The organism is Silvibacterium acidisoli, assembly GCA_022870745.1.
In the GTDB taxonomy this organism is placed as follows: domain Bacteria; phylum Acidobacteriota; class Terriglobia; order Terriglobales; family Acidobacteriaceae; genus Silvibacterium.
Genome location: CP085323.1, coordinates 1,655,136 through 1,678,708, shown reverse-complemented (window position 1 = coordinate 1,678,708; position 23,573 = coordinate 1,655,136). Strand labels below are relative to the sequence as shown.

Sequence of the window (23,573 nt, the reverse complement as noted above, 5' to 3'; positions counted from 1 at the left end):
GTAGTTCATGTCTTGCAGCGAGAGTGACTTCGCTCAGCTGCAGCAGATGGGTGAGCGGCTCGCTGCGGGTGATCGCGTCCTGCGTAAGTTCCTGGCGCGGCGTTATCTGCGTGTTCGTGACCGGAGCGGCAACCACGTGCCGCTCAAGCCCAATCGCGTGCAGCTGGAGTTTGAAGCAAAACGCGGGCCTCGTAACATCGTTCTCAAGGCTCGCCAGATGGGTATCAGTACCTGGGTCTCCGGACAATTTTTTCTGAAGACAATTACCTGTCCAGGAACCCTCACCGTGCAGGTAGCACATACGCAGGAGGCTGCAGAGTCGATCTTCCGCATCGTGCACCGCTTTTACGAGTGCCTGCCACCGCAATTTCGCGATGGCATTCTCAAGACATCGCGTTCCAACATTCGCCAGATCGCTTTCCCGATGCTGGATAGTGAATACCGCGTGGAGAGCGCCGCCGATCCGAACGCGGGCCGTGGCCTCACCATCAATAACCTGCACTGCTCGGAGCTTGCGCGCTGGAGCCGCGAGCCGGCCGAAACACTGCAGGGCCTCTGTGCCGCTGTGCCCAAAGGAGGAGAAATCGTGCTCGAATCGACCCCGATGGGCGCAGGAGGATGCTTCTGGCAGGAGTGGCAGGAGTCCGAATCCACCGGTACCGTGCGGCACTTCTTCCCGTGGTGGTGGGAGCCGTCGTATACCGGCACGGCAGTCTGTGAAAGCACCCTTGACGAAGCCGAGCGCCGCCTGATGCAGGAGCACAACCTTACGCACGCGCAGATCGGTTTCCGCCGCCAGCTGCTGGCAAACTTCCGCGGCCTCGCCAAGCAGGAGTACGCCGAGAACGCCAGCGACTGCTTCCTCTCGAGCGGCGATTGCGTCTTCGACAAGGACGCGATCAATATCCGCGAAAGGGAAGTGAATGAGCCGTTTGCAAAGCGCCTCGGAGGCCAGTTGCAGATCTGGTATCCGCCGGTGCCGGGCAGGAAGTATCTGGTAGCCGTCGATCCGGCAGGAGGCGGCAGCGAAGGCGACTACTCGGCGGTGCAGGTGATCGAGCTCGAGACCAGCCTGCAATGTGCCGAGATCCGTAGCAAGATCGGCGGCCTCGATCTGGCGCAGGAGGTAGCGAAGCTGGCCGCCGAGTACAACCAGGCGCTTGTGGTCGTGGAAAGAAACAACCACGGCACTGGAATCCTCGCGTATCTAACCGGGGTCTGCCGCTACATGCATCTTTACGGGCAGGGTGGCCAGCAGGGATGGCTGACCTCAACCCTTTCGCGGCCACGCATGATCGGCCTCCTGGGGGCTGCGCTGGTCGAGTCGCCGCGGATCTTTTCGAGCAGCCGGCTGCTGCGCGAATGCCGAACGTTCGTGCGCCATCGTAACGGAAACATCGCCGCGCAATTCGGCGAACATGACGATTGTGTGATGTCCATGGCCATGGCGATTGCAGTTCGTAGTGAACTGGTCGCCGCCGGTTGATAAAATCCGTGCAACAACCCCAAAAAAGGAACGGCGCGAAAGTGGCAGTTCTTGCGGTACAGCAGATCCGGCGAATGCGCGGCGGAGCACAGGGTCACCTGATGCTCGCCGATGACGGCAACGCGTATGTCGTGAAGTTCCAGAACAATCCCCAGCACCTGCGGGTGCTGGCGAATGAATTGATGGCCACGCGGCTTGCCGCAGCTGCCGGGCTGACTGTCCCGGCCTGCGAAGTTGTCGAGGTTACCGACTGGCTGATTCAGAACACCGAAGAGCTCGACCTCGACCTCGGCTCAAAGCGGGAACGTTGCCGTCCAGGGCTTTGCTTTGGCTCGCGCCTGGTCGGCGGCCTTATGCCCGGACACCTGCTCGATTATCTGCCCGAGGAGCGCTTCGCGGAGGTCCGCAACATGGAAGAGTTTGCCGGCATTCTGGCGCTCGATAAGTGGACCTGCAATACGAACGGGCGCCAGGCGGTCTTCTCTCGCAAGACGCGCGAGAAGAAATACACGGCCACGTTTATCGATTACGGTTATTGCTTCAACGCGGGCGAGTGGGACTTTAAGGACGCGCCGCTGCGCGGTGTCTTCGCTCGCAATGCCGTGTACAGGAACATCACGGGTTGGGAGAACTTCGAGCCGTGGCTTAGCCGCATCGAAGCTCTCGATCCGCAGAAGATCTGGGAGATTGCAGAAGGGGTTCCGCCGGAGTGGTACGGTGGTGATCCTTCCGCGATCGAAGGGGTGGTGGAACATCTGATCCGCCGCCGTGACCGGGTGCGGGAGCTGATCGACGGTTTTCGGAACTCCTCGCGGGAGCCTTTCCCGAATTGGAACAAGCTTCCTGGGAAAGTATCCAGCCAGCAGTTCCCCGATCCGCATTGGGCCGATGGATTGAGGTTGGAGCCGCTCATGTAATTCGAAGCTTCGGGCAGATTTATTTTGAGAAATGGAGAGAAGTAAAGAGTGAACCAGCGTCAGCCATGTGAATTCTTCCTGGTGCGATACGTTCCCGACCCGGTGAAGAACGAATTCGTGAATATCGGCGTGCTCCTGCGTGAGGCAGGGCGGCCGGCGAGCACGGTCGTGCGCTTCACGAAGGACTGGTCGAGGGTGCGCTGCATGGATCCTGATGCCGACACCGGAATGCTCGAAGCGTTGGAAGGCGAGATTCGCAGACGGTTTCTCGAAGATGGCCAGCCGGTGATGAAGACGCTCGAAGACTCGTTCTCGAACCTTCTGCAGATCACGACGTCCAAGGCCTGCCTGGCAGAGTCGATCCCCGCGGAGATCGAGCAGTTGATGCGGCTGCATGTCGAGGCGAGAAAGCGTGAGCCGGCTTCGCGGCGCAGCGGACGCATGGCTATCCATGCAAAAATGCGATCCGAGTTCGAGCGCGCCGGCGTTTGGGACCTGATGCAGAAGCGCATCGCCGCCGCCAGCTACACACGGCCCGGCGATCCGTTGCGCATCGACTGTGGGTATCGCCCCAACGGCGTCATCCGCATGTTTCACGCGGTCTCGCTCGACGGCGATTCGGAGACTGCCAAGGTGCTCGCCTTCAGTCTATCTTCGCTGACGGAAGGCGTGCGTCGCATCGAAAATGCATCGCTGGAGCTGACGGCCATCGTTGAACCGATACGCGAACGCAAAGAGACCGAAGATGGCGAAGCGCAATATCGCTTCGCCATCGAGACGATGGAAGCGCAACAGATCCGTGTGTTGACGACGAATGACCTGGACCGCGTAGCCGCAACCGCAAGACGAGAGTTGAGAATCTAGCTTTGTGAAAGGGCACGGCTTCAGCCGTGCCATAGCAAACAACAGGCAAGGGGCTTCAGCCCCTGAAAGCAGAAGGCATGGCGCAGGCCATGCCTTTTCCATTTGCAATCGACAAAGGAGCAGAGCCAAGTGAGCGTGAAAGATTCCATCCGAAGTGCCTGGAAAAAGCTGGGAGGCGGAAATGTAGAGGCCGCCGAAGCCGCTCCGTTGCAGCGCAAGACGCTGGCCCTGCCGTCAATCCTGGGACCTTATCCAGCGCCCGGACACACGCTGCCCAAGCCCACGCCTGCAAACCTGCGCCGCTTCGCCGAGACGCCGGTCGTGCGCCGCGCCATCAACATCATTAAGGACCGCGTGGCCAGCCTGGACTGGCAGGTTCGCCTCAAACGCGATTACATGCCAGGAAAGGTCGGCTATGCCGCGCGCAAGGCTGCAATCCTGCGCCGCACCCTCCAGGCCCCCAATGACTCCGATTCCTTCCGCACACTCATCGAGCAGGTGCTCGAAGATGCACTTGTCGGCGGATACGGCGCGATCGAGATGGACCTGACTGGCAATTCCGAAAAGCCATTCGAGCTGTGGCCGGTCGATGGTGCGACCATTCGCATCAATCCGCGCTGGGATGGCCGCCCCGATTCGCCGCGCTACGCGCAGGCGACAGGTCTGGTCGGCGATCAGTCGTCGATCGCGTTGAACGACAACGAGCTTATCTATATGCGCATGAATCCGCGCACCTACACGCCCTTTGGGCTGGGGCCTCTGGAAGTTGCGTTCGAGAGCGTCAACTCCTTTCTTGGCGCGCACCGCTTCGCCGGCAAGCTCGCCAGCAACAGCGTCGTTCAGTACGCTCTCTGGATCGACGAAACCACGCCCGCGCAGCAGGAGCGGCTCATCCGCTGGTGGCAGGACGAGATCGAAGGCACCGGACGCGTTCCCATTCTCAGCTCGCCGCAGAAGCCCGAGGTGCTGCGCTTTGCGCAAGGCACCGATGCCGACCTGCGCCTCAACTGGCAGCAGTTCCTCATTCGCATGATCGCGAACGCTTTCAATCTGCCGCCGCTGATGCTGGGCCTTGAGCAGGATGTGAACAAGTCCACCGCGGGCGAGCTGATGGACGAAGCTTTCCACTCTGCCATCACACCGCTGGCGCGGCTTGTTGCCGAGCACATCACCCGCGACCTCTTCGCGAAGCGGCTTGGCTGGCATGAGTTCGAGTTCGTCTTCAACGAGCTCGACTCCCGCGACGAGATGCAGGAGATCGAGATCCAGACGGCATTGCTTGCCGCCGGGGTTCTCACCGTGAACGAGGTGCGCGCCATGCGCGGCCTGTCTCCGCTGCCTGGCGCCTCCATTTCGAATTCCGTGCCGGGACCCGATCCGGTCGCAGAAGAGGAGGTCGCTGAATCCGCATTGAAACAGAATGAATAACCCACCAAGCAGGAACCCCACGAAGAAACCCAAGGAGCAGCAATGAGACTGGAAGCACTGGCAGTCGCACTGCCTGAGGTCGCAGGCCACCCCAATCGCATTCCGTTCGAAGGCGTGCTGACGCTGATCGATGAGCCCAGCACGCGTCCGCCATCGGGAGCGCGCGGCCATCGCGTCATTCTCACGCGAGCCGCGGCCACAGCGGCGCTGCCCTCGCTCATCGGCATGGCGGTCGACTACACGCCTTCCTGGGACGGCCACGATGCGCGCCGCAAGTGCGGCATCATCACCCAGGCCGACATCGAGGGAAACCGCCTCAAGGTAAGCGGATATCTCTTCGGGAAAGACTTTCCCGAGGTCGAGGAACAGATGCGGCAGGGCGCTACCGGCTCGATGGGCATGTCCTATGAGCTGGCCGACGCGCACGTGGCCGATATGAACGCCTCGATCTGGACGTTGACGCGAGCGACCTTCACCGGTGCAGCCATCCTGCTCCGCGAAAAAGCCGCGTATCGCGACACATCCTTCCAGCTGAGCGCGCGTCGCTGCCGCACCACCGGCATCACAGCACAGGCCTCGCGCACGGCAGGAAGGCATCACCCGCAGCAGCAACTCGAAACACGACAGGGAAAGGAAACACGATGGAGATAGAGGCAAGCAACATCCCGGGGTCGATGAACGAGAGCATCGAGAGGCTGAGCGTCGCCGCGGCGCAGCTTGAGAAGACCGCCCTGCTGCTGGAGCAGCGTGAGGCCGAACGCCACGGCGACCTCCAGAAGATTGTCGCAACGGCCATCGAGCCGGGCGTCGAGATCACGGCTCGCGAGCAGGAGCTGGAACGCCGCCTGGCCGCAGCCGAAAAGCAGCTCATGGAGCTGCGCGCGCAGGAAGAAAAGCCAGCCTCGCTGCGTAAGACGCTGCCCGCGGCGACTGTACAGCTGCTCGCGAAAGGCGGCATTACCGCCCTCGACTCCATCGAAGCGGGAGCACTCGATGCAGCCCTCACCGGCCTGAGCCTCGAGCAGCGCATCGCCGTGAAGTCGCAGCTGTTGCGCGCGGGTGCCGTCGCGTAAAAAGGTCTCGTAACTGTTACGAAATCGCGGGTGCCCCATCCATGACAGCTTCATCGTCATGGACGGGTCCACCACAAGCGTCGTATCAGGCAAGGCTTAAGCCCCTGCAAGGGTCCGCACAAAGCGGACCCTTTTCGTTTTAAACACAACAGCCCAAGGGCGGAAGGAAAACCATGAACGCAAATTTCTACGACATTCATTCGGCTGCTGACTACATCGGGCCTGGCGCGATTGAAGTGCCGATGTACAACACCGAGATCACGGACATCGTTCGCCGCCGCGGCAGCTTCGGTCAGCGCATCAAGCAGGTTCCTGCCACCGGCCACCCGTCGCGTTTCTTCGAAGAGACGGCGATTCCCACCCCGGGCACGTCGGGCTTTGTCGATCCTCGTACGATTGTGGCGCCTGTTGTCAGCCCCACGCGTGTCGAGCGCAGCGTGCCGCTCAAGGCGCTGGTTGCCCAGCTGAACTACAACCTCTTCGACGTCGAGCTTGGAACACAGCAGAAGCAGTTCGCTTATCTGCAGGCCAAGGACCTGGTCGACACCATCGAAGGCGTCCTGCACACGCATGACGTTGCGCTGTGGAACGGCAATGACACCTCGCTGACCACGCCCACCACAACACAGTACTACGGCGTGGCGCAGCAGATCGTCGCCGGTGGCAACACCACCACCATCGCCAGCACCGCCAGCATCGTCGACGGACTCAAGTCGACCGTGGCGCAGATGGTCGCGAACTCGAGCTTCGCCGTAAGGCCAACCGCGATCTACGCAAACCCCGTGCTGCTCGACCTGATCGATCGTGAGATGAAGGCCGACTTCAACGTCGTCCTCGGCACGACCGAAATCACCGGCGGCGTCACCGTCAAAATGCTCTCCACCCAGGCCGGCAATCTGCCGCTGATTCCCGACTGGACATTGAGCTACACCGGCACGCCCGGCTCTGGATCGGCCGTGCTGCCCGCCTACATCGTCACCGAGGACATGATCGAGTACCACTGGCTCAGCGATCCGAACCCGCGCGTCTTCCGCCTCGGAGTTCCCAGCTCGCTCGCTTCACAGTACGTGGTCGTCAAGTTCGGAGCCCCGGTGGTCAAGGGCGCCAGCTACGCTCACTATCAGGTGCTCGTAGACCGGTAGTCGATAGCAAAAGCCCGCAGCTGAAAATGCTGCGGGCTTTTCTGTTTTTGGATCCTGACTAAAGGAGAAAAATGGGATATCTACAGCCGTCACAATATGAGAGCTACGGGCTCTCCGCCGATGTCACCGACGACTGGATCACCGTAGCCTCGGCCATCATCAACACGCACTGCCGCCGTGTGAGCCTCAATCCCACGCAATATACCGAGCGCCTGCGCATGGTCGCCGGCTCGCAGACCGTTCGCCTCAGCCATCTTCCACTCGCTCCCATCGCACCGGCGAACTCACCGTTGGTGAGCATCCAGGCACGCTACGCAAGACCACGACGCGGCGAGCTCATCTACCCCATGCAGGAAGAAGTGCTGTGGGCCTTCTCGCTGCCCGGAGCATGGACCACGATCGATCCAACCACGGTAGATTTCGTGGCTGACACAGGCGAGCTGACCTTCCCGCTCAACATCATGGGCCTGCCCTACAACGAAGTCGAAGTCACCTATACCGCTGGCCTCGCGACCATTCCCGATGCCGTGCTCAGCGCCTGCGCGCTCATCGTCAAGAACGCGCAATCTACGCCCGGGCTCAACGTCAAGTCGAGCAAGCTCGATACCATGCAGATCCAGTACTTCTCAAACACACTCATCGACGGAACAGTACAGGCGCTGCTCGCTCCGTGGGTGGCAACCCGTCTGGGATAATCCATGGCCGACACCAGCACACAGACATTCAACAGCCACGCCCTGCGCATGGCCAACGCCCTGCTGCGCGCCAACGGAGGCACGACAGCCTCGCTGCAAATGCCACCCGCAACCCCTGTCTCGACCGACCCGGCACAGCTCGGCATCACAGCTCCCGGTTTTGAGCTGCTGCCCTTGGCGCCGGCCGTCTTTCGCCGCGTACGCGCGACCGTAGCCGAGGGGCAGCCCGCAAAGTACGAGTTGCTGGTTTCTGCCGTTGCTGTACAGGCCGCCATCAGTCAGCTGCAGCTAAGTTCCGCCGATACCCTCTTCGCGATGGCCGCAGGAGCGGTGATCGACGGCAAGCTCTTCCTCATCGAAGAAACCTCGATATCAGAAACGCTCGGCCAGGTCTATATGTATCGATTACTGTTACGAGAATCGGCCTCCGGCTGGCAGCTGCAGTCCGCGTCTTAGCCAAGCATGAACCACCACGAAAAGGGGTGCCCATCCAAGCTCCGCTTGGGTGGGAGGAATGATCTTGTCTCAGGAGCACACCATGCAGAACGCGAAAGACACTTTTTACATCACGCTGCGCAACCGCCTCGCCACGCTGAACCCGGAGCGCGTCATGACGCTGCGCGGGCTATCTCGCCCCGGCATCCTCGTCGAAGAAGCCGAGCAGCCCATGCCGCAGCTGCTCACCGATGTCTTCGTCCTGCGCTGGACATCGCTCAGCGTGGACAATCAACTGCCCGCGCCGCTGGCCACCATGCAGTGCGAAATCCACTACGCCACGGCAGGCACGCAAGGCAATAACGGACTCGATCGCGGCCGTGACCTCGAAGAGATGGACTACGAGCTCACGCAGCTTCTAGCACCGCCCGGCACGCAGAAGATGAACTACGCGACGACGCCTGCTACCACACTGAACACGCAGGTCTTCTGGACGCCGGCTGCCTTCGCGCCTGCCAGTACCGTACGTGAGCGCCTCAACCGTATCGCCACTGTGACCGTCTTCGCCTTCCAGGAACAGGGAGAACAATGAGCACAACGCCGCTGACCACATGGAGCGCCATGCCGCCCGTAACGCGGCGGGTGCGCGCGTATTTTGCACCAGTCGATCGCACCAACCGTAAGGTTTCCGTCTTCGATCCCTCTCTGTCGGGTCAATTCGCGCTCGACACTCCGCCCTTGCCATGGATCGACCTCGGATGGATCGAAGACTTCGCCCGCAAGTCGCTCAGCAAGACCACCGGTCTCACCACCGGCTCGCCCGCTCTGACGCACTACCAGGTCCGCGAGAGCATAGACGCCAGCGTCTCCTTCCGTTTCAAGACATGGACCAAGCTCTCCATGGCCCTCGCAGGCGGCACGCAACATATGAACTTGCTCGAACCCGCATCCGGAGCGGCAGCCAACGGCTCTGGAGCAAAAGCTGCCGCCGCAGTACCACTCGCCGCATCCGGTTCGACCGCTAGCTTTCTTGCCATGGCCAGTGGGGCGTCCGCCGGCTTCACCGCAGGCTCTATCGTCGCCGTCGACAACGACTACGCCGCGCAATCAGGGTACATCGGCTCCGGAGTTAGCGCAGGATACGTATCTGCCACTGCGACAAATACACTGGACGCCGACGCCATCCGCCGGGTCACCTTCAACGTCGCGCGCGTGTCAGGGGTTCTGCCCACCGGCCTGCAGCTTGCGCAGCCGCTCATAGCAGGCGTGCCCGCCAGCACCTTGAAGGTGCAGGCCGTGCTCGGCTTTGTCGACCGCGAAGGCGGCAGCTTCTTCCAGGAGTGGTCCGCGCTCTTCGTCATGCCCGGCGAACAGGGAGATCGCCTCTGTTTTTACTATCCACGTCTCGAAGCGCTGGCAGGCGCAGCCGAATCAACGGCAAACATGGCAGGCCCGCTCGACCGCATCGCGCTTGCCGCAGGCTTTCGCGCTCTGCCTGCAACCGACGCGAATGATGGCCAGCAGGTCGTCTGCTATCGCACTTACCTGCCGTCCGCCCAGACCCTGGTCTAAGGCTGCCAAGGAGAAATCCCGCTTGAATCTGACCATCAATAATCTCGACGGCAAAGGCGCGATCGATTACACCTCGTCCATCGTGGCTTCTGCGAAGCTTCTCATCGAGCGCGAACTGAATGAGCCATCGCTTGCGAGCTTCACGCTCGCGCCGCAAACCGTCTCGCTTGCGGTGCCGGTGCGCAATGCGCGGGTGGTCGTGGCCAGCGATAACGGCACTCTGCTCTTTACCGGATACATCGCCACCGAGCCCGCCATGCAGCTTGCAGGCCAGGGCACCGAAGGGCCCGCTTGGCAGTGGCTCATCAATGCCATCAGCGACGAGGTGCTGCTGAACCAGCAGCCGCTGCCGCGTTCATTACCCGCCATCTCTCAGCCCCTGGCCACGCTGCTTACCAATCTCAACACGCGCCTCGAAGGCACAGGCATCGCATTCCCCGCGCCAGTCGCAGGTCAAAGCTCCAGCCAGTTTTTCGCCGACGCCGCACAAACCTGGTCGCAGAATGCCGGCACTCTTACCGCTGCCGCTCGCAGTGCTTATCGTGTCGTCAACGGCGCACTCTCTATCGTTCCCGTCGGCTCCGTCACGCACACGCTGAGCGAGACAGGCGGTACGCTGGCGCTCTCGAACCTCGAAGCATCCATGGTGAAGGCGCTCGCAAACGACATCACTGTCTGCGGGGCAGAAGAGCCTGCAGCCTATGTGACCGAATACTTCGAAGGCGATGGCGTTACACTGCTCTTCAACCTCACCGAGTTGCCCTACGCGCCTTCTTCATCACAGACCAAGCCACTCACCGAGCTCTTCAACGAGCCCACCATCAACACGCAGATCTGGGCGATCAAGGACTCCGCCAATCGCATCTCGATCACCTCAGCCGGCCTCACCTGCACCGGTGGTGACGGCATCGACGGCGACACGCTGCTGGAGGCTGTGAATCTCGTCGAGCTCGGCGGTTCCATGGTCTTCGAGGCGACAGGCGTACAGTTCGGATCACTGAACCAGGGCGTGCTCAACGGCATCTACAACGGCGCGGTAAAGATCATCAACTGCACTGCAGGCTTTTCCGTCACTACGTCCGGCTCAAACACCATCGTTACCGCACTCGTCGATGGAGTCGTCGCAGGCTCCTCCTTTACCACCATCGCCGGTCACGTTTACACCCTGCGCCTGCGGACCTTTTGCAACGAGATGCAGCGTGTCCAGCAGACATACTATTCGCTCGACAGTACGGGTCCGCAAACCTACGGCGGCAACGACCTGGCTTCCGGCGGCAATGTCATTCTCGAGGTGCAGGACACCACCGGCGGAGTAGCCGCCGCGCCCGTCATCCTCTACTCCGGTTCACTTACCTCGCTGCCTTCCGTCGCCACGCTTGCGCCGCTCAATAGCAGCAGCCTTTCCTGCAGCATTGCGGGTTTCGCAATCGAGCAGCAGGGGCCTAACTGGGTCGTCAGTACGCCACCGGGTTCGTCGCCCATCGTGCGCCGCCTCGGCACCACAGCACAGGGCGCAGACTGCGAAGTCGAACGCACCGGCCGCCTGCGCTTCTACTCCACCACCACGCCGCAGGCTGGCGAAGTCATTGCCGTTACCTATCGCACCGGCCATCGCTCCGTGGCCCGCATGGCGAACACCGCCAGCATCGCATCGCTCGGCAGCGGAGGCCAGATCCCCGGAACCGCAGCGTGGATCGGAAGCGTCACCAGCCCCGCTCCGCGCAGCAGCGCCGATTGCGAAAATGCCACCCTTGCGCTCCTCGATTTCTCTACAAATCGCGGAGCCGCATGGAAAGGCACTTACACCGCCTGGAACATGCAGCAGACCAGCGACGTGTGGCCCGGCGACGTGCTCGCCATCGACGCAGCTTCAGTCAGCCTCAATGCGAACCTCGTTGTGCGCACCGTGGAGATACAACCGGTTCCCGGCGTGCCCGAGCTCTTGCAGTACAGGATCGGATTCGCCAACGACTGGGCCGATGCCATCTCAGTGAAGACATCCGCGACCGTTCCCGCAACCGTATGGCTGCCGCAACAGGCAGAGACAACATCGCCCCTCGCGAACCTCGCCGCTTTCACCGTAACCTCACTAATCGGCAGCGCTATCGCGGTCAGCGCAGGCATTACGGCACCCAGCGGAGGCGGCTTCGAAGTGCGCCGGCGCGACTGGGCCTTCGCTCCCGGCTCAGGATCTGATCTGGTGCTGCGCTCGCCGGTGGCCAACTTCAGCATTCCGCGCGGAGCTGTCACCGAACGTTTCTACATCCGCATGTATGACGCATCGACGCCGCCGAATTACTCCCGTTTCTCCGCGGCCATCTTTACTAATATCCCCCTGTCGTAAACGGAAAATATATGACTGACTTCGAAGCACAGGTACTCGCCGACCTATCCGTTCTGAAGAACCAGATGGGCACACTACTCGGCGATGGAAACTCGGGACGCATCGCATCGATCGAAGGCCGCGTAGGCCGCCACGAACAAAGCCTGCAACGCGCACGCGGCTTCGCCGTAGCCAGCGGAGCACTCTTCACCTTGTTGCAGTTAGCCTTCGAAATACTGCGCAGGAAATAGAAGAATCTGCACACGCGATGCCAGCGCAGGGAAGAACAAAGGGTGCCCCACCCAAGACGGCTTCATCGTCTTGGGTGGGAAAGTAAACCGCATCCCATAGCAAGCGGGCACACCGAAGAACAAAGGGTGCCCCATTCAAGACGGTCTCATCGTCTTGGGTGGGAAAGTAAACCGCATCCCATAGCAAGCGGGCACACCGAAGAACAAAGGGTGCCCCATCCAAGACGGTCTCATCGTCTTGGGTGGGAAAGTAAACCGCATCCCATAGCCATGCTGGCACACCGAAGAACAAAGGGTGCCCCATTCAAGACGGTCTCATCGTCTTGGGTGGGAAAGTAAGCCGCCAGCAGTGCGCTCGTTTCAGACCAGCAAAAAATCGCGCCGCAGAACAAGAATGCTTCTGCGGCGCTGGTTTTTTACTTTGTATCAGGGCACGCCTTCAGCCCATGCAATCAAGCTATCCGCGCTTGTAAACCACGCGCCCTTCGCTGATCGTCATCTGAACCTGGCCCTGCATCGTCCAGCCGTCGAACGGAGTATTCTTCGACTTCGACTTCGACTCTGCAGCCTTGAAGGTCCATTGTGCGGTTGGATTGAAGATCACCACGTCAGCAAACGCGCCGATGGCGAGTGTCCCGCGTCCACGCAGCGCCAGCACATTCGCTGGCTGCGTGCTCAGCAGGGCGATAATGCGGCTGATCGGCAGTTTATGCTTGCCGTGTAGTGTCGCAATCGTCAGCCCCAGCGCCGACTCGAGCCCGGTAATACCGTTTGGAGCGCGTTCGAACTCCTGCTCCTTCTCGTGCGCGGCGTGAGGAGCGTGATCGGTGGCGATGCAATCGACCGAGCCATCGATAATGCCCTCGATCATCGCGGCACGATCCGCTTCGGCACGCAGCGGCGGATTCATCTTCGCATGCGTGTCGTACTGGCCGACCGCCTCTTCATTCAGCACAAAGTGGTGCGGAGCCACCTCGCAGGTTGCGCGCAGTCCATTGCGGCGAGCCTTGCGTACGGCATCGAGCGCAGCCTTGGTCGAAAGATGCGCCACATGCAGGTGCGCGCGGCTGTCCTTAACCTGGGCCAGCAGGCGAAGATCGCGCTCCACTAGGCTGGATTCAGCTTCCACCGTCATTCCGCGCAATCCAAGACGAAAGGCCACAGGTCCGGCATTCATCGAGCAGCCGCCGGTCATGCGCGTGTCTTCCGCATGCTGAATCACCGGCAGGTTCAAGCGGGCCGCAGCGGTAAGCGCCTCTCGCATGATCGCTTCGCCAAGAATCGGTTTGCCGTCATCGGTCACGCCCACAGCGCCCGCAGCCTTCAGCGAAGTGTACTCAGTGAGCGATTCTCCCATCGAGCCGCGTGTCGCCGCGGCAATGGGGAAGACGCGGATCGCAGCATTGCGCTCCGGCGAAAGCATCCAGCGGGTTGTCTCCGCCGAGTCGTTCACGGGAGTAGTGTTCGGCATCGCGCAGACGCTCGTAAATCCGCCTGCTGCGGCAGCAGCTGTGCCGGTAGCGATCGTCTCTTTGTAGCCCTGTCCCGGCTCACGCAGGTGCACGTGAATGTCCACCAGCCCCGGAGCGACTACCAGCCCCTTGGCATCGATCACATCTGCATCGCCGTTCTTGATCTTGCCCGGTGCGTCCACCGCTGCAACCTTACCGTCCACCAGCAGAACATCGCGCAAAGCATCCACGCCGGACGCGGGATCGATGAGGTGCCCTCCACGAATCAGGATCGGCTTCATCGTTTTGCTCCCTTCAGGCTGCGGGCTCCAAGCGCCCGCTGAATCAGCGCCATGCGCACTGCCAGTCCATGATGCACCTGTTCGGCAATCGCCGATTGCGGCCCATCCGCCACGTCGCTCGTAATCTCGAGCCCGCGAATCATCGGCCCCGGATGCAGTATCACTGCCTTCGGAGCATGTGCCGCAATGCGCTCCGCATTCGCCTGGTAGCGCAGCTTGTACTCTTCAAGGTCGAGCGACAAACCTGCCAGCCGCTCCGCCTGGATGCGCAGCATCATCACGATCTGCGACTGGTCGAGCGCTTTATTGAAATCGCGCTCGATCGTAAGGTTCGGGGCAATCTGCCCGGCAATCTCCGGCAGCAGCGGCTGCGGGCCAGACAGGATAACGCGTGCTCCCAGCTTCGGCAGCAGCAGGGCATTCGAGCGCGCCACGCGGCTATGGAAGATATCGCCGCAGATGGTTACGGTCACGCCCTCGAGCGTCTTCTCGGTAACTTTGGAGCCTAGCTTCAGCCGCGAAAGCATGGTGCGCAGATCGAGCAGCGCCTGCGATGGATGCTCGTGCATGCCGTCGCCGCCATTCAGAATCGGCAACCCCGTTTCCTTGGCCAGCAGGTAAGGAGCGCCCGAGTAGGGGCTGCGCAGAATGATGCACTCCGCGCCCAGCGCCTTCAACGTGATTCCGGTGTCCTTGAGTGACTCACCCTTCTCGATGCTGGACGAGAGTGCACTTACCAGCGACGTGTCCGATCCGAGCGCCTTCGCCGCCAGCTCGAAAGATGTACGCGTGCGCGTGCTCGACTCGTAGAACAGCAGCGAAACCCGCCGCTTGAAAAGCCGCTCCGCCCGCTTGATCGGGTTTTCGGTCTCAAGCTCATCGGCGAGCGCGAGGATGGAGTTGATTTTTGCAAGATCGAGATCGTTCGACGAGAGCAGCGACCCCGGATGGATGTTGCCTCGAGCCGAAGCGGGAGCCTCTTCTGAAGAGCGAGGTTCCGCCTTGGCCTTGCGGGCAGAGCTGCCCGCCGTCTTTACTGATGTTTTTGCCTGCATTCTGCTGACGAGCTTCCTGTGTGAAACGCTGCCGGGCTAAACGATATGTTCGACCAGCAGAACCTGCTCGTCGCTATCGATCTCCCGCAGCTTGACTTCGATAATTTCGTTATTCGTGGTCTGCACCGTGCGGCCCACAAACCTGGCCTCGATGGGCAGCTCACGATGCCCGCGGTCGATCAGCACCAGCAGCTGCACGCTGCGCGGACGTCCATGGCTGAAGAGCGCATCGAGCGCGGCACGTATGGTGCGGCCCGTGTAAAGAACGTCATCGATCAGGATGATGTTACGGTCGTTCACGTCAAAACCGAGCGCGCCGTGCACTACCACCGGCCGCACGTCATGCGTGGAAAGATCGTCGCGGTAAAAGCTGATGTCGAGCACGCCTGTATCGATCGGCCGCTTCTCGATGCCGCCAATCAGGCTGCCCAGCCGCTCGGCCAGGGGAACGCCGCGGCGCTTGATCCCCACCAGTCCAAGATGGTCGGCGCCGTTGTTCTTCTCCACAATTTCGTGGGCCAGGCGGACCAGGGTCCGCTCAATCTCCGAGGCCGACATAATGCGGCCCTTCTCGCGCAGCTGCGGCTTGCTTTTCGGTTCAGACATATATCTTGGCTCTTGCCGGATGATACGAGTCCTGAGCGCACTGGATCAAGTACTCTGCTGCGTGCTTCAGGAGCTGTGACGGGCCCGGGTGCTGCCCAGCGTTGTAATGCGTGCGCCGATAGCGCCGCCCGCGGCTGCAAACAAAATCGTGAAAAGAATCGTCATCGCTGCCCCGCCCAGCACGATCGCCGCCGCGCCATCCGGAGAAAGCCAGAAGCGGTTCAGCTCGGCCATCGCCGCCGCCGTCTGCGGATCGGACTTGTTGACCTGTTCGGCGAACTGCTGCGTGAAGAGATGAATCTGCTGGTCGAGCTCGCTGCTGTGCAGCATGTGGCGCTCAACAAGAAGTTTGATGCTGTAAAAGGCTGTCGAAAGCGATCCGGCAAAAATGCCGAGCAGCGCACCGATGCGCCAGCCCATCTTGCCCGACGGCGGCACGCCGATGCGGCGGCGGTAAATTGAGACCGTGGCAACTCCGCCCCCAATGACCCAGATCGAGCTGAAATCGAGCATCGACGAGAGTACAGCCACCGGCACCGCAACCAGAAAGGCGCAGGCCACGGCCGTCTTCCACGAGATCGTGTCCGACCCGCGCCGCCCCCCGGCCGGCGGTGGCGAAACATATGTCGTTCCGCCGTCCTCCGATGGCTCGTAGCGAAGTTGTGGAGCACCACAATGCGGGCAAAACAGCTCATCTGCAGACGTAAGGGCAGACCCGCACCTGTGGCATAAAAGACTCATCACTTCGACGGTATCCTACCGGGAACAGGAGCGCAAACCGTTATCCCTGGCCCGGCAGGCCCTAATTGTCGTTGGAGTCATCGTCCGGTCCGGACGGCAGTTGCAGCTCGACCAGGGCAAATCGTGTGCCCGAGCCCGTCTCCTTATCAATCCCGAAGATGTGCTGGTGATGCCGCGAACCCGCTTCGAGCGACATCGTCATGTCTTTCGTCACATGGGCGTTGCTCTTTGCGTGGTCCTCGTTGCAGGTAAGGCCCTCGCGTGTGTGTGTCGGCTCGCCTACCGGCTCGTCACCCTTACACTGAATCACATCGCCGTAGCGCCCCAGCGCCTTCTTGTAATACGCCATGACCTTATCGGAAGAGTCGCTGGTCTCGTATGAAACCGCCTTCACGCGGAACTGCCAGTCGCCAAAGCCGAATCGCACATCGGCGGATTTATTGTCGCCGCCTTTAACCAGGGCCGCTCCCGGATAGACGGGTAACCCCACATCGGCTGCCGAGGTATCGTCAGAATTGACGCGGAGCTTGCCGACCGGCGTATCGATCTTCACGTTCTTATCGTTGCCTTCTTTGTCTTTCTCGACCTGAACGCGGCAGCCGATAGTCATCAATAGAAATGCCACAGCCACGAGTGCAATTTTTTTTCTCACCATCGCCAGCTCCTGCAATGCTTATACGCAGGATGGTAAAACTCTGTTCCATAGGCTCACAGTGGCCTATACTTTTTGTGGAACAGGCCTGAGTGATAAGCCCTCGCCTGATTTCCCCGGAGCCGGTTCACCCACGATGTCGAAGCAAGCAACAGGCAACAACGGCGCGACCACACAACCCATCCCCGACAAGCTCTACTTCCGTATCGGAGAAGTCGCGAAGCTCTGTGGTGTAGAGGCCTATGTGCTGCGCTTCTGGGAAAGCGAATTCCCCCAGCTCAAGCCCAATAAGGGCGGCACCGGCCAGCGCCTTTATCGCAAGCGTGAAGTCGAACTGGCGCTGCGCATCAAGACCCTGCTCTACTCCGAGGGCTATACCATCGCCGGCGCACGGCAGATCTTCGCCGCAGAGCAGCGCGAGCCGCGTAAGAAAAACCAGTCGGAGCTGCCGCTCGATCGCGACGGGAAGGCCGAGAAGACCGACAAGACCGCCGGCCTCGACGGAAGGCTGAAAAAACTGCGTTCCGAGATGATGGAGCTCTTAGGAATGCTCTCAGTAGAGCCGGCTACCCGCTCGCGCGCTACAAAGGCTACGCCCATCCGCCAGAGCAGCCGCAAAAACGAGAGCGGTCCAGGCCTCTTCGACGGGAATAATTAAAATCTGCCGGTAACCTGGCACTGCATGGTTTGGCCATGCTGCTTAAGCACCGGAAAACAGCGGCTTTAGCCGCTGAGGCAGCTCTTTTCAGGCAATAACCAGCGCCCGTCAACTTCATTGCCCAAAATGCAGGGGTACAGAGTCAGCTGCGCAGTCAGTGCGCGGCTTGATGATATTCATCAAGCTCAATCTCGCCAGAGGTCATGAAGCGCTCCATGGCCTTCATGGCGCAGCCCTGGCCGCACAAATGGTACATCTCAGGGTTGCGGCTCTCTCCCATGTTCCATGGCATCAGGGTAAACCGTAAACCAGGCTGGCCTTGTTCAAAGCAGGGAACTTCACCAAGGGCTACCATCCACCAGTGGTTGGCCTCTCCCTTCTTTTTGCCGCAAATATCACAGTGAAATGAAACGTCCCATGCCATAATCGAACTCCCAAGCTTTTGCAGACCACCTGAATTCACAAGCGTGCAGGCAGCGCTCGACACTACAGTAGCGCAGTTCTTCCTTCTCGGAGCAACTATTTGTTTGTTTTTCGCTGCCGAGTCCGCAGTCATACCGGAAGGCTCACCGGAGAGATGTTGCTTCCATGATCTGTCCCAATTGTTACAACTCAGATTTTCGCTTTTCGAAATTCCGATCCGAAGATTTTCCGCGTTTGTTTTCTTTGCGCTACCCGGTTCGCTGCCGGTTCTGCCGCGATCGCTTCTACGCAAATCCTGTCCAGGCGATGAGCATCCTCGCCCGCCGCAGGGAGCTCGCACAAAAAAAGAGGAACGACGTGTCAGGCCCGGAAGAGTCCAGCTAAACGGAAAAGAGCGGCTGGGAGCCGCTCTTCGTCCTGCTTGCCTGTCCGGTTACCGCGCTGCTGTCGCCGGCAGAATCTCATCCACGTCGATCACCGGCGTCGGATACTGCCCCGTATAGCAGGCCACGCAGTACTGGTTTCCCTCGCCGCCGTCGCAGGCATGCTTCAGCCCGTCGAGCGAAAGGTAGGCCAGTGAGTCGGCCTCGATAAAGCGCTCGATCTCTGCCACGCTCTGGTTGGCAGCAATCAACTCCCGCTTGCTTGGCGTATCGACCCCGTAATAACACGGCGACGTCGTCGGAGGGCAGCTGATGCGCATGTGGACTTCCTTTGCGCCCGCAGCCCGCACCATGCGGACAATTTTTCTGCTTGTAGTTCCGCGGATGATCGAGTCGTCGATCAGGATGATCCGCTTTCCTTCGAGCAGGTTACGCACCGGGTTTAGCTTCAGCTTCACGCCGAAATCGCGTACCCGCTGCTCCGGCTCGATGAACGTGCGGCCGACGTAGTGATTACGGATCAGGCCGAAGCGGAAGGGGATACCGCTCTCCGCCGCGTAGCCGATGGCTGCCGTCACCCCCGAGTCAGGAACCGGGACGACCAGGTCGGCATCCACTCCAGACTCGCGGGCAAGCTGCCGCCCCATCTCTTCGCGGCTCTCCTGTACCCACCGGTTGTAGATTCTGCTGTCAGGGCGCGCAAAGTAAACCTGTTCAAAAATGCAGCTCGACTGCGGAACGCCGCTTGAGAAACGGCGGCTCGTCACGCCGTCCTTCGAAACCATCACCAGCTCGCCCGGCTCTACGTCGCGAACATACTTCGCGCGCAGCAGGTCGAAGGCACAGGTCTCCGAAGCGAAGACGATCGTATCGGGACCATCCGGATTCTCGATACGCCCCATCGACAGCGGACGGAAGCCACGGGGATCGCGTGCCGCAAAGATGCGGTCCCGCGTCATCATGACGATCGAGAAGGCGCCATCTACCTGGCTCAGCGAGTCGGCAATGGCATCGACCAGCGTGTTCTCTTTCGAGTGCGCAATCAGCTGGACAATGATCTCCGAATCGCTGGTCGTCTGGAAGAATGCGCCGGCGCGCTCCAGCCGCGCGCGAATATTTCCCAGGTTGATCAGGTTGCCATTATGGGCGATCGCAATCATGCCCTTGGTCGATTCCACGCGGATCGGCTGCGCATTCAGCAGTGCCGAGTCGCCGGTCGTCGAGTAGCGGGTATGGCCGATCGCCTGGTCGCCCTTCAGCTTCGCCAGAACATCTTCCGTGAAAATGTCCGCAACCAGCCCCATGCCCTTGATGTTCGAAAGGTTGGTCCCGTCGGCAGTGGCAATGCCAGCCGACTCCTGTCCGCGATGCTGCAGGGCATAAAGGCTCAGGTAAACCTGCCGCGCCGCGTCGGGGTGGTTATAGACCGCCGCAACGCCGCACTCTTCCTTCAGCTTCGGATCTTCGTCAATCTGGATCAACATGGGTGCCCCATCCATGACACTCTTATCGTCATGGGTGGGAAGCGTATCGGGAACCCCCGGAACACCCTGGTACATCAGGCGCTTCATGCCAGCACCTCGTTCGCCGTCTGGTCGTGCAGCGCGGATTCAAGAGCGTTCGCCCAAGGATCGCGCAGCTCCGCAATTGAAGCGTCGATCACAACGCCACCTGAGGTAGAAGCAATATCGTTCGCAATCTCGATCGTGACGCGGCTGCCGCCGGTCTCGCCCAGCAGCAGGGAACTCAGTTCGGAGTAGCTGTTCACAAGCTCCTCGACCTTCTCGATGTTTTCCTTCGAGCAGGTGATGATCACCAGCGATGCGCTCTCACCGAAAAGGGCAACCGCAGCTGGAGCGTCCGCGACGGGAATGATGTTGGCATTTACGCCGACACCATTGCGGAATGCAGCCTCCGCCAGCGCCACGGCGATGCCGCCATCGCTGATATCTGCCGAAGAAGTAATCAGGTTCTCATTCGCGAGCTGCGCCAGCACCTTGTGCAATTGCGCTTCGCCTTCAAGCGAGAATCCCGAAGGAACCGTGCCCCAGAATCCACCCAGCACCTGCTTGGCATAGCTGGAAGATCCAAGATCCTTCACCGCAATCGAAGCAGTCTGGGCTGCCACGCCCCCGCCGACCAGCAGAACCGCCTCGCCTTCACGCTGGAAACCGCTCGGAACGGCCTTCGTCACATCGTCAAGAATGCCGACGATCCCCAGGACCGGAGTCGGATAAATCCCTTCACCCTTGGTTTCGTTGTACAGCGAAACATTGCCGCCGGTAATCGGAGTGCCAAGCGCCGTGCAGGCCTCGGCAATGCCGTCAATGGCGGAAGAAAGCTGCGCCATGATCTCCGGCTTCTCCGGATTGCCAAAGTTCAGGCAGTTTGTCGCTGCGACAGGAGTCGCGCCCGTACAGGCGACCTTGCGTGCTGCCTCGGCCACCGCCAGCTTCGCGCCTTCCTTGGGGTCGAGGTAGCACCAGCGTCCATTGCCGTCGAGCGCCATGGCAAGAGCACGATTCGTGCCCTTGATGCGCATCACGCCGGCTTCCGCACCAGGACCCTGAACGGTATTGGTCTGCACCATCGAGTCGTACTGCTCAAACACCCAGCGCTTATCGCAGATATTCGAAGCAGCCAGCAGCTTCTTAAGGTCAGCCGTGTAGTCACGATCCTTGCTCAACTCGGCCAGAATCTCAGCCGAAGGCTCAGCCGGTACCGGAGCCTTCCACGTGCCCACCGGACGGTGGTACACAGGTGCATCATCGGTCAGCGACTGGTTGGGAATGTCCGCGACGACCACACCGTGATGCAGGATGCGCATCTTCGGTTCGGCAATGACCGTGCCGACGATCGAGGCATCGAGGCCCCACTTGGCGAAAACCTTCAGAACCTCATCTTCGCGGCCTTTATCTGCAACCAGCAGCATGCGCTCCTGGGATTCCGAAAGCATGATCTCGTAGGAGTTCATGCCGGTCTCGCGCTGCGGTACATGATCCAGTTCAACTTCAAGGCCAACACCGCCGCGCGCGCCCATTTCACAGGTCGAACAGGTCAGCCCGGCAGCGCCCATGTCCTGGATGCCCAGAACCGCGCCGGTCGCCATCGCCTCGATGCAGGCCTCGAGCAGCAGCTTCTCCATAAAAGGATCGCCAACCTGCACATTCGGCCGCTTCTGTTCGGAGCCTTCCTTGAACTCTTCCGACGCCATGGTCGCGCCGTGGATACCGTCGCGGCCCGTCTTGGCGCCAACGTAGATCACCGGATTGCCCACGCCCGTGGCCTTCGCGTAGAAGATCTCATCGCGCTTGACCAGGCCGAGTGCAAAGGCATTCGTCAGCGGATTGCCCGAATAGCAGGTTTCGAAGCGCGTCTCGCCGCCCAGGTTCGGCACGCCGAAGCAATTGCCGTAGCTGGCCACGCCGCTCACCACGCCCTCGACGATCGAGTGGTTCTTGCGAACCAGGGCCTCGTCCGGCTCTTCCTCGGTCGATAGCGGTCCGAAGCGCAGCGAATCCATCACCGCCAGCGGGCGAGCGTTCATCGTGAAGATGTCGCGCAGAATACCGCCGACGCCGGTCGCGGCGCCCTGGTGGGGCTCAATGTAGGAGGGGTGGTTGTGCGACTCGATCTTGAAGGCGCATGCCCATCCGTCGCCGACGTCAATAATGCCGGCGTTCTCACCTGGCCCCTGCACCACGCGATCGCTCTTGGTGGGCAGCCGCTTCAGATGCACGCGCGATGACTTATACGAGCAGTGCTCGCTCCACATCACGCTGTAAATACCAAGTTCGGTAAGGCTGGGGGTGCGGCCTAGCGCTGCCAGGATACGTTCATATTCCTCGGCAGTAATACTATGCTGAGCCAGAAGCTCGGGCGTAACGGTGACCGGTTGAGGGGCCACGGCAGCAGGTTCCGGATTCATAACTTTGAAATCTTATTGTCGCATGGCTGGAGGCAACTTTTTGCGAGTGTCCGCTCTTTCAGCTCTCGACCAGCCATCGAAGCGTCCGCACATGGTCCGGTCCGGTGCGGCAACAGCCGCCCACGGCCTGCGCTCCCGCCTGAAACCATCCCCGTGCCTGCTCTCTAAATGGTGCAATTTCCCCCGAACCGTACCAGCAGCGCCTATCGGCGTCCCATAGTTCACCCGAATTCGGGTAAACCAGCACCGGCTTCCGTGTGCCCATCCGGGCCCCGGCGATAAGTCCGTCAAGAAAGGCCGGCTGCGTGCAGTTCACGCCGACGGCAACGACACCGGGGATTGGTTCTAGCATGGCCGCGCACTCCGCCAGCCGTTCGCCATGTACTACGTGCTCGTCGTCCCGGCAGATGAAAGAAACCCAGAGGTTCCGGATCGCGGAGATCGAACCCGCAGCTTCGGCGATCGCGCGAGCCTCTTCAAGCGATGGGACAGTTTCAATCGCGATGAAATCCGCAGGCGTGTCGGCGGCAACCTCCAGCCGCTCGCGATGGTAGCGAACCAGCTCGTCAAGGCCCACGCGGTAATCGCCGTGGAACTCGGAACCGTCGTGCAGCGCCGCCCCATACGGCCCGAGCGAAACCGCGACGAATACCGGACGCTCCGATTCCGAACGATAGATCTCCCGCGCCTGCATCGCAACGGCGACCGATTTTCGGATAGCTTCGGCGGCATCGGCAGCAGTTCGCCCAATCTCTTCGTAACCCATCGCCGAAATCTGATAGCTCGCCGTCGAAATGCAATCCGCCCCGGCGCGAAGATAGTCCAGGTGCACTGCCATGACCGCTTCGGGGGCCGCCTCGAGCACATGCGCTGACCACAGCGGGCCAGGCAGCTCGAAGCCGCGCTCTTCGAGCTCGGTTGCCATACCTCCGTCCAGGACGCGAACCTGGCGAATATCTGCGGAAGGATTCACCGCTCTAGTGTAACCATCAGAAATTTTCTGGTAGACTCGAAAGAGCTCGCAACATGAGCGGGATCGACCAGGAACCCGTCTCGCGAGTGACCTACCCAAAGCAGTAGAAGTTCGGGGAGTGGCTCAGCCTGGTAGAGCACCTCGTTCGGGACGAGGGGGTCGGAGGTTCGAATCCTCTCTCCCCGACCAATCTTCCTCACTGCGACCATCCACCA

23 protein-coding genes and 1 tRNA gene are annotated in these 23,573 nt (G+C 60.8%); 15 read left to right on the top strand and 9 right to left on the bottom strand.

Annotated features, from left to right (window positions below; all coding sequences use genetic code 11):
- The first annotated feature begins 7 nt into the window (after positions 1-7).
- The 13 genes from LJD29_RS06910 (at position 8) to LJD29_RS06850 (ending at position 12,186) form a co-directional block, all read left to right on the top strand.
- The gene (locus LJD29_RS06910; protein WP_446745015.1) at positions 8-1,486 is read left to right on the top strand and encodes a terminase large subunit; all 1,479 of its coding nucleotides are present in this window, start codon (positions 8-10) and stop codon (positions 1,484-1,486) included.
- Positions 1,487-1,527: 41 nt separating this feature from the next.
- The gene (locus LJD29_RS06905) at positions 1,528-2,403 is read left to right on the top strand and encodes a HipA family kinase (RefSeq protein WP_446745014.1); all 876 of its coding nucleotides are present in this window, start codon (positions 1,528-1,530) and stop codon (positions 2,401-2,403) included.
- 48 nt (positions 2,404-2,451) lie between these two features.
- Complete coding sequence (locus LJD29_RS06900) at positions 2,452-3,267, top strand: DUF3037 domain-containing protein (RefSeq protein ID WP_446745013.1); 816 nt, start codon at positions 2,452-2,454, stop codon at positions 3,265-3,267.
- Between the two features lie 129 nt (positions 3,268-3,396).
- On the top strand, positions 3,397-4,695 hold the full coding sequence (locus LJD29_RS06895; protein ID WP_446745012.1) for a phage portal protein: 1,299 nt from the start codon (positions 3,397-3,399) through the stop codon (positions 4,693-4,695).
- Between the two features lie 42 nt (positions 4,696-4,737).
- Positions 4,738-5,346 carry a hypothetical protein gene (locus LJD29_RS06890; RefSeq protein ID WP_446745011.1) on the top strand — a complete coding sequence of 203 codons (609 nt, stop codon included), beginning with the start codon at positions 4,738-4,740 and terminating at the stop codon, positions 5,344-5,346.
- Positions 5,337-5,768, top strand: coding sequence for a hypothetical protein (locus LJD29_RS06885; protein ID WP_446745010.1), 432 nt, complete (start codon positions 5,337-5,339; stop codon positions 5,766-5,768). Before LJD29_RS06890 ends, LJD29_RS06885 begins: the two co-directional genes overlap by 10 nt.
- Before the next feature lie 173 nt (positions 5,769-5,941).
- Positions 5,942-6,910, top strand: a complete 969-nt coding sequence (locus LJD29_RS06880) for a hypothetical protein (protein ID WP_446745009.1) — start codon at positions 5,942-5,944, stop codon at positions 6,908-6,910.
- A gap of 71 nt (positions 6,911-6,981) precedes the next feature.
- A complete protein-coding gene (locus LJD29_RS06875) occupies positions 6,982-7,605 on the top strand; it encodes a hypothetical protein (RefSeq protein ID WP_446745008.1) in 624 nt (207 codons plus the stop codon).
- A gap of 3 nt (positions 7,606-7,608) precedes the next feature.
- Positions 7,609-8,061, top strand: coding sequence for a hypothetical protein (locus LJD29_RS06870; RefSeq protein ID WP_446745007.1), 453 nt, complete (start codon positions 7,609-7,611; stop codon positions 8,059-8,061).
- A 58-nt stretch (positions 8,062-8,119) separates the two neighbouring features.
- Positions 8,120-8,632, top strand: coding sequence for a hypothetical protein (locus LJD29_RS06865; RefSeq protein ID WP_446745006.1), 513 nt, complete (start codon positions 8,120-8,122; stop codon positions 8,630-8,632).
- Complete coding sequence (locus tag LJD29_RS06860; protein WP_446745005.1) at positions 8,629-9,612, top strand: hypothetical protein; 984 nt, start codon at positions 8,629-8,631, stop codon at positions 9,610-9,612. The genes LJD29_RS06865 and LJD29_RS06860 overlap by 4 nt, the downstream gene beginning before the upstream one ends.
- Before the next feature lie 22 nt (positions 9,613-9,634).
- Positions 9,635-11,956: a hypothetical protein gene (locus LJD29_RS06855; RefSeq protein ID WP_446745004.1), complete on the top strand. Its 2,322-nt coding sequence runs from the start codon at positions 9,635-9,637 to the stop codon at positions 11,954-11,956.
- 11 nt (positions 11,957-11,967) lie between these two features.
- Positions 11,968-12,186 carry a hypothetical protein gene (locus tag LJD29_RS06850; protein ID WP_446745003.1) on the top strand — a complete coding sequence of 73 codons (219 nt, stop codon included), beginning with the start codon at positions 11,968-11,970 and terminating at the stop codon, positions 12,184-12,186.
- A gap of 457 nt (positions 12,187-12,643) precedes the next feature.
- On the opposite strand, the gene LJD29_RS06845 is transcribed toward LJD29_RS06850, so the two are convergent.
- The 5 genes from LJD29_RS06845 to LJD29_RS06825 all read right to left on the bottom strand — a co-directional run bounded on the left by LJD29_RS06845 (position 12,644) and on the right by LJD29_RS06825 (position 16,996).
- Positions 12,644-13,939 carry a dihydroorotase gene (locus LJD29_RS06845; RefSeq protein ID WP_446745002.1) on the bottom strand — a complete coding sequence of 432 codons (1,296 nt, stop codon included), beginning with the start codon at positions 13,937-13,939 and terminating at the stop codon, positions 12,644-12,646.
- Positions 13,936-14,994, bottom strand: a complete 1,059-nt coding sequence (locus LJD29_RS06840; protein ID WP_446745001.1) for an aspartate carbamoyltransferase catalytic subunit — start codon at positions 14,992-14,994, stop codon at positions 13,936-13,938. Before LJD29_RS06840 ends, LJD29_RS06845 begins: the two co-directional genes overlap by 4 nt.
- A gap of 36 nt (positions 14,995-15,030) precedes the next feature.
- The gene (gene pyrR / locus LJD29_RS06835; protein WP_446745000.1) at positions 15,031-15,600 is read right to left on the bottom strand and encodes a bifunctional pyr operon transcriptional regulator/uracil phosphoribosyltransferase PyrR; all 570 of its coding nucleotides are present in this window, start codon (positions 15,598-15,600) and stop codon (positions 15,031-15,033) included.
- Between the two features lie 66 nt (positions 15,601-15,666).
- On the bottom strand, positions 15,667-16,161 hold the full coding sequence (locus LJD29_RS06830; protein WP_446744999.1) for a hypothetical protein: 495 nt from the start codon (positions 16,159-16,161) through the stop codon (positions 15,667-15,669).
- 241 nt (positions 16,162-16,402) lie between these two features.
- Positions 16,403-16,996 carry a hypothetical protein gene (locus LJD29_RS06825; RefSeq protein WP_446744998.1) on the bottom strand — a complete coding sequence of 198 codons (594 nt, stop codon included), beginning with the start codon at positions 16,994-16,996 and terminating at the stop codon, positions 16,403-16,405.
- 133 nt (positions 16,997-17,129) lie between these two features.
- Between LJD29_RS06825 and LJD29_RS06820 the strand changes: the two genes are divergently transcribed.
- Complete coding sequence (locus LJD29_RS06820; protein ID WP_446744997.1) at positions 17,130-17,651, top strand: MerR family transcriptional regulator; 522 nt, start codon at positions 17,130-17,132, stop codon at positions 17,649-17,651.
- 154 nt (positions 17,652-17,805) lie between these two features.
- Here LJD29_RS06820 and LJD29_RS06815 read toward each other — a convergent pair whose 3' ends face one another.
- The 4 genes from LJD29_RS06815 to mmuM form a co-directional block, all read right to left on the bottom strand.
- Positions 17,806-18,075: a hypothetical protein gene (locus tag LJD29_RS06815; RefSeq protein ID WP_446744996.1), complete on the bottom strand. Its 270-nt coding sequence runs from the start codon at positions 18,073-18,075 to the stop codon at positions 17,806-17,808.
- Positions 18,076-18,507: 432 nt separating this feature from the next.
- The gene (gene purF, locus LJD29_RS06810; protein WP_446745889.1) at positions 18,508-19,956 is read right to left on the bottom strand and encodes an amidophosphoribosyltransferase; all 1,449 of its coding nucleotides are present in this window, start codon (positions 19,954-19,956) and stop codon (positions 18,508-18,510) included.
- A gap of 68 nt (positions 19,957-20,024) precedes the next feature.
- Positions 20,025-22,385, bottom strand: a complete 2,361-nt coding sequence (purL, locus tag LJD29_RS06805; protein ID WP_446744995.1) for a phosphoribosylformylglycinamidine synthase subunit PurL — start codon at positions 22,383-22,385, stop codon at positions 20,025-20,027.
- Positions 22,386-22,443: 58 nt separating this feature from the next.
- Positions 22,444-23,358, bottom strand: a complete 915-nt coding sequence (gene mmuM, locus LJD29_RS06800; protein WP_446744994.1) for a homocysteine S-methyltransferase — start codon at positions 23,356-23,358, stop codon at positions 22,444-22,446.
- Positions 23,359-23,470: 112 nt separating this feature from the next.
- Between mmuM and LJD29_RS06795 the strand changes: the two genes are divergently transcribed.
- Positions 23,471-23,547, top strand: a tRNA-Pro gene (locus tag LJD29_RS06795).
- The last annotated feature ends 26 nt before the right edge of the window (positions 23,548-23,573 follow it).

Coding starts and splice junctions, on each gene's coding strand:
- LJD29_RS06910 (WP_446745015.1), top strand. CDS start 8: ATGTCTTGCAGCGAGAGTGACTTCGCTCAGCTGCAGCAGATGGGTGAG.
- LJD29_RS06890 (WP_446745011.1), top strand. CDS start 4,738: ATGAGACTGGAAGCACTGGCAGTCGCACTGCCTGAGGTCGCAGGCCAC.
- LJD29_RS06885 (WP_446745010.1), top strand. CDS start 5,337: ATGGAGATAGAGGCAAGCAACATCCCGGGGTCGATGAACGAGAGCATC.
- LJD29_RS06880 (WP_446745009.1), top strand. CDS start 5,942: ATGAACGCAAATTTCTACGACATTCATTCGGCTGCTGACTACATCGGG.
- LJD29_RS06875 (WP_446745008.1), top strand. CDS start 6,982: ATGGGATATCTACAGCCGTCACAATATGAGAGCTACGGGCTCTCCGCC.
- LJD29_RS06870 (WP_446745007.1), top strand. CDS start 7,609: ATGGCCGACACCAGCACACAGACATTCAACAGCCACGCCCTGCGCATG.
- LJD29_RS06865 (WP_446745006.1), top strand. CDS start 8,120: ATGATCTTGTCTCAGGAGCACACCATGCAGAACGCGAAAGACACTTTT.
- LJD29_RS06860 (WP_446745005.1), top strand. CDS start 8,629: ATGAGCACAACGCCGCTGACCACATGGAGCGCCATGCCGCCCGTAACG.
- LJD29_RS06850 (WP_446745003.1), top strand. CDS start 11,968: ATGACTGACTTCGAAGCACAGGTACTCGCCGACCTATCCGTTCTGAAG.
- LJD29_RS06845 (WP_446745002.1), bottom strand. CDS start 13,939: ATGAAGCCGATCCTGATTCGTGGAGGGCACCTCATCGATCCCGCGTCC.
- LJD29_RS06840 (WP_446745001.1), bottom strand. CDS start 14,994: ATGCAGGCAAAAACATCAGTAAAGACGGCGGGCAGCTCTGCCCGCAAG.
- pyrR (WP_446745000.1), bottom strand. CDS start 15,600: ATGTCTGAACCGAAAAGCAAGCCGCAGCTGCGCGAGAAGGGCCGCATT.
- LJD29_RS06825 (WP_446744998.1), bottom strand. CDS start 16,996: ATGGTGAGAAAAAAAATTGCACTCGTGGCTGTGGCATTTCTATTGATG.
- LJD29_RS06820 (WP_446744997.1), top strand. CDS start 17,130: ATGTCGAAGCAAGCAACAGGCAACAACGGCGCGACCACACAACCCATC.
- LJD29_RS06815 (WP_446744996.1), bottom strand. CDS start 18,075: ATGGCATGGGACGTTTCATTTCACTGTGATATTTGCGGCAAAAAGAAG.
- purF (WP_446745889.1), bottom strand. CDS start 19,956: ATGGATGGGGCACCCATGTTGATCCAGATTGACGAAGATCCGAAGCTG.
- purL (WP_446744995.1), bottom strand. CDS start 22,385: ATGAATCCGGAACCTGCTGCCGTGGCCCCTCAACCGGTCACCGTTACG.